11 protein-coding genes are annotated in these 13,494 nt (G+C 69.1%); 4 read left to right on the top strand and 7 right to left on the bottom strand.

Translation table 11 applies throughout. The features are described 5' to 3' along the window. Positions 1 to 18 precede the first annotated feature (18 nt). On the bottom strand, positions 19 to 384 hold the full coding sequence (locus CAM01S_RS00165; RefSeq protein WP_066514342.1) for a TraR/DksA family transcriptional regulator: 366 nt from the start codon (positions 382 to 384) through the stop codon (positions 19 to 21). 659 nt (positions 385 to 1,043) lie between these two features. On the opposite strand from CAM01S_RS00165, the gene CAM01S_RS00160 reads away from it, so the two are divergent. Together CAM01S_RS00160 and CAM01S_RS00155 are read left to right on the top strand one after the other, a co-directional pair. After that, the gene (locus CAM01S_RS00160) at positions 1,044 to 2,096 is read left to right on the top strand and encodes an LLM class flavin-dependent oxidoreductase (protein ID WP_066514339.1); all 1,053 of its coding nucleotides are present in this window, start codon (positions 1,044 to 1,046) and stop codon (positions 2,094 to 2,096) included. Between the two features lie 156 nt (positions 2,097 to 2,252). Next, positions 2,253 to 2,801, top strand: a complete 549-nt coding sequence (locus CAM01S_RS00155) for a DUF2510 domain-containing protein (RefSeq protein WP_157071320.1) — start codon at positions 2,253 to 2,255, stop codon at positions 2,799 to 2,801. 209 nt (positions 2,802 to 3,010) lie between these two features. On the opposite strand, the gene CAM01S_RS00150 is transcribed toward CAM01S_RS00155, so the two are convergent. The 5 genes from CAM01S_RS00150 to CAM01S_RS00130 all read right to left on the bottom strand — a co-directional run bounded on the left by CAM01S_RS00150 (position 3,011) and on the right by CAM01S_RS00130 (position 10,766). Next, positions 3,011 to 4,402 carry a maltokinase N-terminal cap-like domain-containing protein gene (locus tag CAM01S_RS00150; protein WP_066514334.1) on the bottom strand — a complete coding sequence of 464 codons (1,392 nt, stop codon included), beginning with the start codon at positions 4,400 to 4,402 and terminating at the stop codon, positions 3,011 to 3,013. A 131-nt stretch (positions 4,403 to 4,533) separates the two neighbouring features. Then, entirely contained in the window at positions 4,534 to 5,961 is a 1,428-nt protein-coding gene (locus CAM01S_RS00145) for a UDP-glucose dehydrogenase family protein (protein WP_066514332.1), read from the bottom strand. A gap of 199 nt (positions 5,962 to 6,160) precedes the next feature. Next, positions 6,161 to 7,276: a right-handed parallel beta-helix repeat-containing protein gene (locus tag CAM01S_RS00140; protein WP_157071319.1), complete on the bottom strand. Its 1,116-nt coding sequence runs from the start codon at positions 7,274 to 7,276 to the stop codon at positions 6,161 to 6,163. 5 nt (positions 7,277 to 7,281) lie between these two features. Beyond that, positions 7,282 to 9,387 (bottom strand): right-handed parallel beta-helix repeat-containing protein, encoded by a 2,106-nt coding sequence (locus CAM01S_RS00135; protein ID WP_066514322.1) that lies wholly within the window; start codon positions 9,385 to 9,387, stop codon positions 7,282 to 7,284. Continuing rightward, a complete protein-coding gene (locus CAM01S_RS00130; RefSeq protein ID WP_083527577.1) occupies positions 9,384 to 10,766 on the bottom strand; it encodes a glycosyltransferase in 1,383 nt (460 codons plus the stop codon). The genes CAM01S_RS00135 and CAM01S_RS00130 overlap by 4 nt, the downstream gene beginning before the upstream one ends. A 434-nt stretch (positions 10,767 to 11,200) precedes the next feature. Between CAM01S_RS00130 and CAM01S_RS00125 the strand changes: the two genes are divergently transcribed. Together CAM01S_RS00125 and CAM01S_RS00120 are read left to right on the top strand one after the other, a co-directional pair. Further along, a complete protein-coding gene (locus tag CAM01S_RS00125; RefSeq protein ID WP_066514315.1) occupies positions 11,201 to 11,662 on the top strand; it encodes a MaoC/PaaZ C-terminal domain-containing protein in 462 nt (153 codons plus the stop codon). Further along, positions 11,659 to 12,882, top strand: a complete 1,224-nt coding sequence (locus tag CAM01S_RS00120; protein ID WP_245631483.1) for a mannosyltransferase family protein — start codon at positions 11,659 to 11,661, stop codon at positions 12,880 to 12,882. The genes CAM01S_RS00125 and CAM01S_RS00120 overlap by 4 nt, the downstream gene beginning before the upstream one ends. On the opposite strand, the gene CAM01S_RS00115 is transcribed toward CAM01S_RS00120, so the two are convergent. Further along, on the bottom strand, positions 12,873 to 13,301 hold the full coding sequence (locus CAM01S_RS00115; RefSeq protein ID WP_066516528.1) for a VOC family protein: 429 nt from the start codon (positions 13,299 to 13,301) through the stop codon (positions 12,873 to 12,875). The genes CAM01S_RS00120 and CAM01S_RS00115 overlap by 10 nt on opposite strands. Between the last annotated feature and the right edge of the window lie 193 nt (positions 13,302 to 13,494).

The following is a 13,494-nucleotide window of genomic DNA, read 5'->3' as shown; positions in this document are numbered from 1 at the left end:
CGCGTCGGGCACGCGTGGTCACCGCGCGTGGGCGACGCAGGAGGATGCCCACGGGATGGCCTCGAGCCGCGCCTCGGGAATCGGCTCGCCGCCGACCGCACACCGCCCATAGGTTCCTTTGTCGAGGCGTTCCAGCGCCGCGGCGATGAGTGCGAGCCGATCGAGCGCGTCCCGGCGAATGGCACCGAGCGTTCCCCGCTCCCACGCCAGCGTCGCACCCTCGGGATCGTGCTCGTCGTCGCTGTTCGCACCATCGCGAGCATCGCTGACGTCCTGCATGGAGCGCTCGACCTCCGCGAGCAGCGTTCGTGTTCGTGCGAGCTCCGCGTCGAGAGCGGAACGGGGGTCGAACGGGTCCGCTGAGCGAGCCTCCTGGCTGGTCATCGGGCAACCGTATGCCGCGTCGCTGCGTTTCCGGCGGCAGCGTGGGGCCGAGTGACGCGCCGTGCGCGGCCGCCCGCACCACAACTTCCTGCCGACAACACGCCCGCACAGCAAGAACCTGACTCCCGGCGGGACCTGAGCCGCGCGCCGCACCGGGGCTCCGGGCCGTGGCGGGGCGCAACCGCGCGCGCAGCGCAGCCGCGACGGGCCGTACACCCCGCGACGCGCCGCGCACCGTCGCCCGCACCACAACTTCCTGCCGACAACACGCGCCGCACAGCAAGAACCTGACTCCCGGCGGAACCTGAGCCGCGCGCCGACGCGGGGCTGCGGGCCGCGCGCGCAGCGCGACCGCGACCGCGACCGCGACCGGGCGTACGCACCGCGACGCGCCGTGCGCCGTGCGCGGCGCGCGGGGCGCGTGGCAGCGCAGCTTGGGCCGCGCGACGCGCCGCGCACAGTCGCCGGCACCACAACTTCCTGCCGACAACACGCGCCGCACAGCAAGAACCTGACCTCCGGCGGAACCTGAGCCGCGCGCCGGAGCAGAAGCGGCGCCCGCAGCGGAAGCGGCGCCGCAGCAGAAACCGCGCCCCGCGCCCCGAAGTCCCATCTGCGCGCCGCCCGCACGGAATGCCCGCCCGCTTCGATACGTTCGCATGATCATGACGACGATCGGCTTCCTCTCCTTCGGGCACTGGCGGAACGTGCCGGGTTCACGCGTCCGATCCGCGAGCGACGCGCTCCTCCAGGCGGTGGATCTCGCGGTCGCCGCCGAAGAGATCGGCGTCGGCGGCGCCTATTTCCGGGTGCACCACTTCGCGCCGCAGCAGGCTGCGCCGTTCCCACTGCTCTCCGCCATCGCCGCTCGCACGAGCCGGATCGAGATCGGCACGGGCGTCATCGACATGCGCTACGAGAATCCGCTCTATATGGCGGAGGAAGCGGCAGCGACCGACCTCATTGCCGGTGGGCGCCTCCAGCTCGGTGTGAGCCGGGGGTCGCCCGAGACCGCACTTGCCGGCTACGAGTCGTTCGGGCACGTGCCGGCCGACGATCAGACCGACGCCGACATGGCGCGCCTGCACACCGCAATCTTCCGACGGGCGATCGCCGGCGAACCGATGGCGAACGCGAACCCGCAGATGACCGGGCAGGAGGGCGGCCTCCCGATCTTCCCGCTGAGCGAGACGCTGCCCGACCGGATCTGGTGGGGCGCCGGAACACGGGCGACCGCCGAATGGACGGCGGAGCAGGGCATGAACCTGATGTCGTCGACACTGCTCACCGAAGACACCGGCGTTCCGTTCGACGAGCTGCAGGCGGAGCAGATCCGCCGCTTCCGCGAGCGCTGGTCTGAGATGGGCTGGGAGCGGACGCCCCGCGTGTCCGTGTCGCGCAGCATTATCCCGATCGTCGATGACGAGTCGCGGCACTACTTCGGCGTTCGCGCGCAGGTGGAGGGGCAGGATCAGGTCGGCTACCTCGACGGCGGGCTCGCACGATTCGGGCGCAGCTACATCGGCGAGCCCGAACGCCTCGTGGAGGAGCTCCGCGCGGATGCTGCGGCTGCCGCCGCGGACACCGTCCTCGTCACGGTGCCGAACCAGCTCGGCGTCGACTTCAACGCACGCCTGCTGGCCGGCGTTCGCGATGTGTTCGCCGAGATCGACGCCGCTCGCTCCGTCGACCCGGAGGCCGTGGTTCAGTAGCGCGATTACCACACCCACGCGCGCCCCACCGTCCGACACGCCGGTCCCCCATAGTGCTGACACTCGACCTGGGGCTGGAAGAGCATCTCGAGCGCCCGTAGGGTCGATCGTGCACTTCAGCACCATGTGCACCATCACCCACAGGGAGAAGTCGTCGTGACGTTGCCGGAAGCGGGATGGTTCCCCGACCCGCAGAACGCCGACCGTCTGCGCTGGTGGGACGGCCGCACCTGGAGCGAGGCAACGCAGGCGGCGCCGGCACGCGACACCGTCGTCTCCGTCACGGAGGCCCACCACACCCCCGCCTTCTCCGTCACGTTCGCGGGATCCGCCGCTTCGGACACCGGCCGGCGCGGAGTCTCGGCCACCGGCGCAAGGGCGAGCGCCGCAGGCACCATCGCAGCCGCCGATGACTGGTCGGCGAACGGCAATAACGGTGATTGGCGGACGTGGGACGCGCCTCCCCGTCGACTGTCGGTGTTCTCCTGGTGCGCGGTGATGCTCGCGGTCGCGGCGGTCGTATTCGACCCGTATGGAGCGGTCGCCGGTGGCGCGGCCGTGCTCGCCGTGATCGGCCTGATCTACCCGCACGCGACCGGTCGCTGGCGCATGGTCTCTCGCAGTCTGGCGCTGTCGGCGTTCGTGCTCGCGGCCTCCGAGGCACTCGTCGCGGTACACGGAACCACGCCGCTTCTCGCCCTGTAGAGGGCGTCGATCACCCTCCTCACGCGCCGTCGCTGACGGTTCGGGGAGCGCTGCTGCGCTCTGCGCTCGCGGGGCGAGCCCGACGGCGCACCTCATCGCGGGGCTAACCCGAGGGCGTACCCACATCGCGGGGCTAGCCCGACGGCGCGCCTCATCGCGGAGGCTGCCCGATGGCGCGCCTCATCGCGGAGGCTGCCCCGAGCGCGTTCCTACATCGCCGAGCGGGCGACGAGTCGCTCGACCGCGCGGACCGGGATCTCGAGCCAGTCCGGCCGGTTCCGCGATTCGTACACCGCCTCGTAGACGGCCTTGTCGAGTTCGAACGCGTCGAGCAGCGCCCGCTGCGCGCGCACATCGACACCGATGCCCTCGATGTAGCCGTCGACGAACGCGTGACGCGCATCGTGCGCCCAGCTTCCCGTCTGCACCGGCGGGTCGGCGTGCGCCAGCGCACCAGCGACGTAGTCGAACGAGCGGAGCATGCCCGCGACATCGCGGAGCGTGACGTCCGGCCGCGAGCGTTCCGGCATCGGCCGAAGCGGTTCTCCTTCGAAGTCGAGCAGCACCCAGCCGCGGCCGGGCGCGTCGAGCGCCTGCCCCAGGTGCAGGTCACCGTGGATCCGCTGGAACACGGGCCACACGAGCGAACGTGTCCGCTCCTGGATCGAACGGATCGCTTCCGCATGCCGCGCGATTGCGGGAACGTCGCGCGCAGCCGTCTCGAGACGGGTGCGCATCGAGGCGACCACCTCGTCGATGACCGCGTCGTTCGCCTGCCGTGTCGGCAGCTGCTCCGCCAGAACGCGGTGCACCTCCGCGACGGCGAGTCCGAGCTCGCGCGCCCGGTCCGCGAACGACACCCCCTCGCTCGCCGCCCTGAGGGCGACGCGCCACGCGTCCTCGAGTCCGGGGAGGAACTCCTGCGCGAACGCGAGGTGTCCGTGGGCGGTGCCCTCGAGCCTCCCGACGTCCGGCCACGTGCCACGCAGGGAGCCGAACGACGCAGGGACGCGACGCGAGCCTCCGGTGGAGAGCGCCGCCTGGGTGGTGACGTCGGGGTTGTCGCCATGGTGCAGCACGCGGAACACCTTCACGATGACCTGGTCAACCGGGCCGTCTTGCACATCGCAGATGATGGACGTGTTCGACTGCTCGCCGCGCAGGACGCGAGCATCGGTCAACTCGCCTGGGGCGACGAGGTTCCGACCCGCGATCACCGCGTCGGAGCCATCGATGACGGCTGCCTCGCTCATGGCGTCGAGAAGCCACCGCGCGTACGCGGTGTCGTGCGGGCCGTCATACAGCCAGCGGCGCCCATCCGAGGCGACGAGCGCATGTTCGAGCCCGGGGATCGGTGCGGTCCGCTGCGTGAGCGGCACCTGGTAGAGGACGGGCTCGGACGGCGCGTCGTCGATGACGAAGCGGGTGCTGATGAGCACGTCACCGAGCGGCACGTCAACGCGGGCGATGAGACGCAGCTGCGGATCGAGTCCCTTGGCGGCGTACCAGCGCTGCCGCGCCATCCATCCGGCGACCGTGGCATCGGTGATCGGCCCGACGCGGCCAGGAGTGGTGTCGTGGGGAACGGCGGCCTCGCTCATGCTGCGGACGGTACACGGCGAGTCCCGTCAGGGCCTGAGGAGCACAATGGGGACGCGATCGAGTCCACCACTCGACCGACGAGAGCGGGACTCCGACGTACCCATCATCGGAGCCCCGCACGTCACGTCGTTCAGGCTGATTGCAGCGCAGCGTCCCGCGCGTCCACGGACAGTTCGACCGTTCGCGAATGCGTCGGGCGACCCAGTGCGCGGTACTCCCAGCCTGCGGCGCGGTAGCGATCCGCGTCGAGAGCGTGACGCCCGTCGACGACCTTGCGCTCGCGGACGAGCGTTCCCAGATCGCGCGGGTTTGCGTCGCGGAACTGCTGCCATTCGGTGAGCAGCACCACGACATCGGCGTCCATCACGGCCGCAGCGATGGAGGGCGCGTAGTGCAGGTCAGGCCGCACCCGCCGCGCATTCTCCATTCCCGCGGGATCGTAGACGGACACGATCGCCCCCTCTCCGTGCAGCATGTGCGCCACGTCGAGCGCAGGTGCATCACGGATGTCGTCTGAATTCGGCTTGAACGTCGCCCCGAGCGCGGCGATCCGCTTCCCCTCGAGCGTTCCGCCGGCGAGCTCCCGCACCAGATCCACGGTGCGGGTGCGTCGGCGCAGGTTGATCCCGTCGACCTCGCGGAGGAACTGCACGGCGTTCCCCACACCGAGCTCCTCCGCTCGTGCGGTGAACGCGCGGATGTCCTTCGGCAAGCAGCCGCCGCCGAACCCGAGCCCGGGCTTCAGGAACCGACCCCCGATTCGCGAGTCGTATGCGAGCGCGGACGCGAGCAGGTTGACGTCCGCGCCGGTCGCCTCGCACACCTCGGCCATCGCGTTGATGAACGAGATCTTCGTCGCGAGGAACGAGTTCGCCGCGACCTTGACGAGTTCCGCCGTCGCCAGGTCGACGACGACAAGCGGTGTGCCGTCGTCGAGGATGGGCCGGAACGCCGCGCGCAGCTGCGCCTCCGCCCATGCCGAGGCGACGCCGAAGACGAGCCGGTCGGGGTGCAGGGTGTCCTCAACCGCCCACCCTTCGCGCAGGAACTCCGGGTTCCACGCCAGCTCGATGTCCGCGCCTGCCGGGGACACCTCGTGCACGAGGGTCGTGAGCCGCTGCGCGGTTCCGATCGGCACCGTCGACTTGCCGACGATCAGTGCCTTGCGGTCGATCCGACGGGCGAGTTCGGTGACGGCCGAGTCGACGAATCGCAGATCGGCCGCGTTCGAGTTCCGCTGTTGGGGTGTTCCGACGCAGATGAAATGGACGTCGCCGAAGCGCGCGGCCTCGTCGAAGCTCGTCGTGAAGTGGAGCCGGCCGCTCGCGAGCGCCTCCGCGAGTTTTTCCGGGAGGCCCGGCTCATGAAACGGAACACGGCCGGCGAGCAGCGCGTCGATTTTGGCGGGATCGACGTCGACGCCGAGGACCTCGTACCCGAGGACGGCCATCGACACGGCGTGGGTGGCGCCGAGATAGCCGGTTCCGATGACGGTGAGGCGGGGGTGTTCGGCGATGGGCGGCAGGGTCGCCGCCGCGGGGCGGATCTGGTCGGACATGGTGGTCTCGCTTTCGGGTCAGCGGTATGGAATGGTGACGGTCGCGTTCGGTTCGGGTTCGCTCGCGGCGGTCACCGGTCTGGAAGCGGTGCGGGTGCGGAGTGCGTGAAGCGGTGCGGGGTGAAGCGGTGCGAGTGGTGCGGTTCGGAGTGGAGCAGCACGGGTGAAGGGGTGCGGGTGCGGGCTGGAGCGCTACGCCTCAGCCGGTGCACTTGGTCGTACTCAGCTCGTTCGAGCCGATCACGGTGTTGTTGCAGTCGACGACGTTGCCGAGGACCGGCCTGAGCGCGAACGCGACGCCCGTGCTGTTGTCGAGTTGCACGGTGTTGTCCGAGAACGTGTTGTCGGTGCCCCATCCGTTCAGGAGTTGGTGTGTGGAGAACCCGTCCTTGATGGAGTGCACGCCGTGGTTTCCGGTGATCGTCCAGTTGTTCCCCTTGACGTTCACCCACGAGGTCGCGCTGTTCTTGCCCTGCATCCCGGTGCCGTTCAAGGAGTTGTCGGAGATCGTTCCGGCGGTGGTGCCCTCCTTGATGTCGATGTTCTCGGCGCCGGTGTCGAAGATCGTGTTCCCGGTGATCAGGTTGTGATCGCTCCGGTCTGGTTGACAGTTGGTCAAGGAGCACCAGTTGTTCTTCGACGATCCGACGTAGATGCCCTCACCGAACTGCGGCTTGTAGGTGCCGGTTCCGCTCACCGAGCTGTGGCTGATCGTGTCGTAGGTCGATCCTTTGCGGAGGTGGATCCCCTCGTCGCCGATGTCGGTGACCGTCACGCTGTCGATCAGGGAGTGGCTGACCGTGTCGAAGACGATGCCCTTCTGCGCGTTCTGCACGTGGACGCCGTAGACGACCCAGTTCGAGCCGTCCTGAATGTGGAGGGCGTAGCCGGAGTGCACGCCGCCGCCGTCGAGGACGACGCCGCTCGCCCCGCAGAGTGCAATGGGGTTCTGAGCGGTGCCACTGCCCGAGCCGACGAACTTGCCGCTGTATGTTCCGGAAGCGATCGCGATCACGCTGCCCGCGTGCACAGCAGCCAGGGCTTTCTCAAGCGCCTTCGCGGTGGTCACCGTGGCGGTGGGGTGTGCGCATGCGGCCGGAGTGGGGCCGGCGAGCGCCGCCCCGCCCGCCGTGCTCGGACTCGGCGTCGCGGTCGCTGTCGGTCGGTCGACCGGTGCAGCGACCGGGTGGTGTCCGCCGCCCGGGCCGCGCAGGGCGACGGCGAGCCAGACGGAGCTGACGACGAGTCCACCGATCACGAGCCCGGCGATCGCGGCGATGAGGGGCGTGCGGACGGTGCTGATCGCGTGAGCCATGCGGATCACACTCCCATCGCGGGGATCGCGCCGGCCGGCCCGTCATCGAATCGGAGGCCTACCGGCGACGGTTGGGCAGCCTCCCGTTCGGTGTCGCGCTCCGAGCCGTTCGCCGCAGCGTCGGACATGGCGGCTGGTACCACCGCGGACTCGGTCGGCGCGGGCTCCTGCGCGGCCGCTCGTTCCGCGAGCCGGTAGGGCGCCGGGGGGAGTCCGAGCGTCTCGGGGTCGACCACACCCTTCGTGTAGGAGGAGAGCGGGGCGAGCGCCGCGTACGGGTGGGCACGGACGGCACCGCGGCGACGGCGACGGATCCCACCGATGGCTGCGATGAGGACAACGAGCAGCAGGATCAGCCACATCACGGTCAGCGGCTGGAAAATCGACCGGATCGTGACGAGCAGCGGCTTCGTGGAGACCCACTGGTCGACCGTGTTGAAGGTCTGCTTGGCGCCCTGTGCGCGGCCGATGTCGACCGCGCTCGGGCCTCGTCCGGCGATCGTGTTGTTCTCGACGAGCGCGCCCTGCGCGGTCCCGAGCAGGACGACGCCGTGCAGCGAGATCCCGCTCAGCTTGTTGCGCGCGATCGTCGCGGAGGCATTGCGGCCGTACACGCCGATCCGGGCCTTCGTGATCACGTTGTCCGCCACGGTGATCCCGGTGGAGTTCGTGATCATCGAGATGCCGTTCTTCTGCATCGTGTCGATGGTGTTGTTGCGGATCGTCACGTTCGTCGCCGCGTTGGTCACGACGATGCCGGACAGGTCGCCGCGCACCTCGTTGCCGGTGATGCGCACGTTCTGGCCACCCATCACCTCGATGCCGTAGCGCGCGTTGTCGTTGGCCGTGCTGTCGGTGACGGTGTTGTTGCCGTAGGTGTTGACCGGGGTTCCGGTGGCGTTCGGGCCGCTGGCGAGGGGCGTGCCATTGATCGTGATCCCGTTCCGGCCGTTCTCGTTCGCGGTGACCTCGTTGAACACGATGCCGGTGGAGGCGCGGGTCATGTCGACCCCGTCGATGGCGTTGCCGGTGGACGTGACGCTGCTGATCGTGCTGTTCGTCACGTAGCGGTGCAGGACCAGCCCGTCGATCAGCGAGTCGCGGATCGAGCTGTTCGAGATCGTGACGCCGTCGGCTCCGGTGAGGAAGAGCCCGTAGGCGTTCCCGACGAACGACGAGTGCTGGATGAGTGCGGACACGTAGCTGTAGCCGCCGGTGCTCGACGGATCGACCGACGAGTTCGCTGGAGTGTTCGGCACCCCGGCCGGCAGGAGGGTCGCGCCGAAGTTCTGCAGCGGCGTCTTGCCGGCGCCGGCACTGTTGCCGCGGGCGACGAGCATGTCCGCGGCGGACATCTTCGTGCGCGACAGGGTCACGCCGCCGGTCACGCCGCTCCAGAACCCGAGGTTCCGGAAGGATGCGTACTTGAACGTGGCAAGGCCGCCGTTGACGCTGACGTAGGAGCGACCGTCACTCGTGTCCGTGTCGACCTTGCCGGTCTGCGGATCCCACGCGTCGAGGACGACGGGCGCTTTCGCCGACCCGACGACCTGCAGGTTCCCCTGCTCAGTCACGATGCTCGTGAACCCCGACGGGTTGCTCTGCAGATGGATGTGCATGCCGTCCGGATTGGACAGCTGCAGCGTCGCGCCCGCCGCGACGAAGACGTCCTCGCTCAGCAGATAGGAGTGGTCCGGCATCTGCACGAACGACGACGGCGCGAGCGAGAGCAGATCCTGCACGGTGTACGGCGCCTGGCGGGCGACGAGCACAAGCGTGAACGAGTTGCCGATCTTCAACCGGAACGGCACCGCCGTGTTCGCGCCGCTCCACCTGGCCGCAGAGCTGATCGCGCGGATCGAGTACATGCGCTGCATCTCGGCGTCGACGAGCTTGGCCTCCTTGTTCGGGCTGCCGGGGTAGGGGCGCCCGGTGATCACCTGCTGGCCGGCCGCGTTCGTGCCGGTGACGGGTGTGGGTGCGGTCGCTGCCTGGGCGCTGGCCGGGATGAGCACGGCGAGCGCTGCAGCCGTGGCGATCGCGATCGTCGCAGCGAGGACACGGGTCGCGCGGCGGGCGCCTCCTCCGGAGGCTCGGGTCGTGGTGGTCATGCTGTCACCGCCTCGTCGTTGGTGAGGATGGGCGCTTCGCGGACGGGAGCCGGCGGCGCGGGTGGAAGGAGGGTGCTGGCGGTCTGGCCGTCACCGCCGATGCGGTCGGCGTGCCGGGTGAGCCAACCCTGCTTGTTCATCGTGAGGAACGCGTACACCTTGATCGGCAGCGCGATCACGATCACGACGAGGGCCAGGATCGGCAGGATGAAGAAGTCGAGCGGGTGGCGCTTCAGGTCGCTGAGCCCGCGGATCATACGACCGACGAGCAGCCAGGCGAGGACGAACCAGGCGCCGACGACGCTGATCTCGAGCCGGCTGAACACGAGGTACCAGATCGTGATGCCCATGGTGAGCGGCGTGAGGATGATCTGGAGCACGGTGATCTTGGTGACGAACGGCACCCGCCACACCCAGCCCTTCGCGATCGCCGTCAGATAGGTCCGATAGGAGTTGCGGCTCCAGCGGAGGCGCTGCTTGAAGAACGCTCGCATGCTCGCGGGGAACATCGAGAGCGCTTTCGCGTTCGACTGGTGCACGGTCTTGAAGCCGGAGGCAAGGACCAGCCAGGTGAGCCTCCCGTCATCGCCGGCGATGCACCGGCGCCCCATGAAGAACTCGTTCTCGAGGTTGTCGAGCACCGGCAGGATCGCGGTACGCCGGTACGCGGCGGTCCGACCGGAGAGGCAGGGCACCGCACCGGCACGCCCCATGGCCGGGACGTAGTTGTAGTAGCGGAGGTTCACCAGCCAGTCGGCGATCATCCGCCAGAGGCTCGAGTTGCGCTGATAGACGTTCTGCTGCGTCCCGACGCCGCCGACCGCCGGGTCGATGAAGGGCATCTGCACCGCCTCGAGGAGGCCGGGCTCCCACGACGTGTCCGAGTCGACGAGCACGACGGTGTCGTAGCGCGCCATGCGGATGCCCTGTCCGAGGGCGCTCCGCTTGCCGACGTGGTGGAACAGCACCGGCTTGACGGTCGGATCGCCGATCGCGACGATGCGCTGGTAGGCGTCGACGTCCGCGACGTCGAGCACGATGATGATCTCGTCCGGATGCTGCGACCGCCAGCTCTCGAGGCAGCGGAGCAGGATGTCGGGATCCTCGTGGTAGGAGGGCACGACGACCGATGTGGTCGTGCGGAAGTCGTTGACGACGGGCTTGGCGATCGCCGAGAGGATCACGCGGTAGAGCCACAGCGACCAAACGATGATGCCGGCGAGGCCGATCGTCAGGTAGCGGAGCGCCTGATGACCGAGCGAGGTGACCTCGTTGAAGATCGTCTGGAGCGCGTTGTGGGTCGGAGCCGCGTGGGCGGCGGCGAGCTGCAGCGCGCCGACCGCCGCGGGTACGGCGTGCGCCAGGGTCGCGGGAAGCATTTCCAGTGGGTACATGAGTTCGGGTCCTCAGTTGGGCTGGACGAGCAGGGGCTGTTCTTGTCGAGCAGGGACTGTTCTTGACGAGCGGGAACGCGTGCAGGCAGAGCGGAGCCGAGGAGGCGTGCGGCCACGACGGCAGGGCGATGCACTGCGAGGGAGCACGTCCGAACGCGGGTTCATCGGGACGTGCGCGGGCAGCGAGCGCAGGCGGATGCTGCCCGAGTTGGGTACAGCGCCGTCGAGGCGGCGCGGGGGTGAAACGACCTGCAGTGGGTACTGGAGGAGCTGCGGTGCGTCGACTTCGAATCGTCCCGAGGGAACAACCGATGTCGATGGGGCGACGGTAATCACCCTGAGAAGTCACCCACAAGGGGGACACGGTGCATCGTGCGGGATCACGCAAGCGTGGCCGCACCGCATGCGAGACTTGCGGAGTGCCGCACTACCTCGAGGATCTCGACGCCGGGCAGGTGTTCACCACCCCTGGCCGCACCATCACCGAAGCGGACGTCATGTCGTTCGCGGCGTGGACCAACGACAACAACCAGGTGCATACCGACGCGGAATTCGCGAGGGGTACTCGCTTTGGTCAGCGCATCGTGCACGGCATGCTCGGTGCGTCGCTCTGCCTCGGACTCATCGCACGCACCGGCGTGTTCGAGGGGTCGGCGGTCGCGCTTCTCGGCATCGACGCGTGGCGGTTTACCGCACCCGTGTTCATCGGCGACACCGTGACCTGCACCGTCGAGATCCTGTCCACTCGGCGCACCAGCTCCGGCCGCACGGGCATCGTCGAACGCCTCGTGACCCTGCGCAACCAGCGCGGCGAGGTCGTCCAGCAGGGCCGCATGGACCTCATGGTGCTGACCCGCGACGCCGCGATCCTGGAGCCGTGAGCACCGCAACCCCATCTCGTCGACGCTCCGCGCGCCTCCGGTTCGTTCGGATCGCACTGGAGGCCCGTCACAGCCGCTGGGCCGCTCCCCTGACGCTCTGGGTCGCGTCCCGCATCGTGAGCACGACCTTGCTCGCACTGATGTTCGGCATCGCCACCGCCGCCGGCTGGTCGTTTGCAAGCCATCGAAGTGATCCGTCGTTCCTGACGTTCTCCGGGTCGTGGGATGCGTCGTTCTATCGCACGATCGCGGAACACGGGTATCCGACCCGACTGCCACGGGATGCAGCCGGAACCGTGCTCCCCAATCCGTGGGCGTTCCTCCCCGTGTTCCCGGCGGTCGTGCGAGCGGTGATGCTGACCGGCGCGTCGTTCTGGCTTGCCGGTGTCATCGTCGCGACGCTCTGCGGGGCCGGAGCCGCGATCATGCTGTATCGCCTCGTCGCGACGACGGGTTGCTCCACCCGTGCGCGGCGAGCGACCGCACTGTTCGTGTTCGGTCCGATGGGGTTCCTGTTGCAGGTGTCCTATGCGGAGAGCATGTTTCTGCTGCTCGTGTTCGCGGCGCTCCTGGCGCTGACGCGACAGCGGTACTGGCTTGTCGCCGCCCTCGGGGTGGTCGCCGCGTTCACGCGACCGGGTGTGCTTGCGCTCGCCGTCGCCCTCGCGGTCGAGCTGGTGGTGCGGTGGGTGCGCGCGTCCCGCGGCGGCCCGAGGTTCGGCTGGGACCGCCGCGTCGCGGTCGTCATCGCTGGGCTGGTTGTGGCGGCCGCCGGCCTGGCGTGGCCACTGATCGCAGGCGCCGTCACGGGAGTGCCGTCGGCGTACCTCGACACGGAACTGTCGTGGTGGACGGGGTTTGTTGGACGGGTGTCATTCCATCCGTTCGCGCCATGGTTCCTGTTCGCCGGCCGGTGGCTCGGAGTGGGCGGGATCGCGCTCGTGCTCGCGATCCTTGCGGCGGGGGGCTGGTTCTTCGCCCGCCGCGAAGTTCGGCGGATCGGCCTCGGCCCGTGGGCATTCGTGTGCGCCTACGGCCTGTACCTCGTCGCCGTGTTCCTGCCGCAGCAGAGTCTGCCGCGACTGCTAATGCCCATGGCGCCGGCGCTCGGATCCGACGTCTTCGTCGGCTCGCGACGACGTGCCGTGCTGTGGCTCGCCGTTGGGCTCGTCCTGCAGCCGGTTGCGATCGTGCTGCTCTGGTTCCTCGGCTATCCCTGATCGTCGGCGCGGTTGGCGCTGATGTTGACGAGCCAGGCGGTGCCGAACCGGTCGCGGAGCATGCCGAACTGATCGCCCCAGGGCGCCTGGCGCAGCGGGTCGAGCACGGTCGCCCCCTCGCTGAGGCGTTCCCAGTAACCGGTGAGCGTCGCTTCGTCGTCGCCGCTCAGCGACACGGTGATGTTGCTCTCGTCGGCGAGCCGCATGCTGCTCGGGGTGTCGGCTCCCATCAGCATGAGTCCGTTCGTCGCGGTGAGTTGCCCGTGCATGATCTTCGCACCCTCGCCCTCGCCGACCTCCATGCCGCCGTCGGCGAATGTCGTGAGGGTGAGCTCGCCGCCGAGCACCGAATGATAGAACTCGAGCGCCTCACGGGCGTTGTCTCGAAACCCCAAATAGGGGGTCAATGCGATCGACATCGTCGACTCCTTCCGCCGTGTGCGATGCGTCTGCTCGGGCGACTGATCGACGCCGTCGCCGCCCATTGTCGCGCGGTACGAGGGGACGCGCTCCGCACGGATTCCGCAGTTCTCGCAGCGTCGGCGGGCCAGCACCGGACGGTGCATTGCACGTTCGCGCCCCCTCGTCGACCATTCCACCCGGAGAGCCACC

Source organism: Curtobacterium ammoniigenes NBRC 101786 (genome assembly GCF_001571045.1).
GTDB lineage: Bacteria > Actinomycetota > Actinomycetes > Actinomycetales > Microbacteriaceae > Curtobacterium > Curtobacterium ammoniigenes.
Note: the sequence above shows the minus strand (reverse complement) of the source record. Positions and strands in the feature narration are given on the sequence as shown.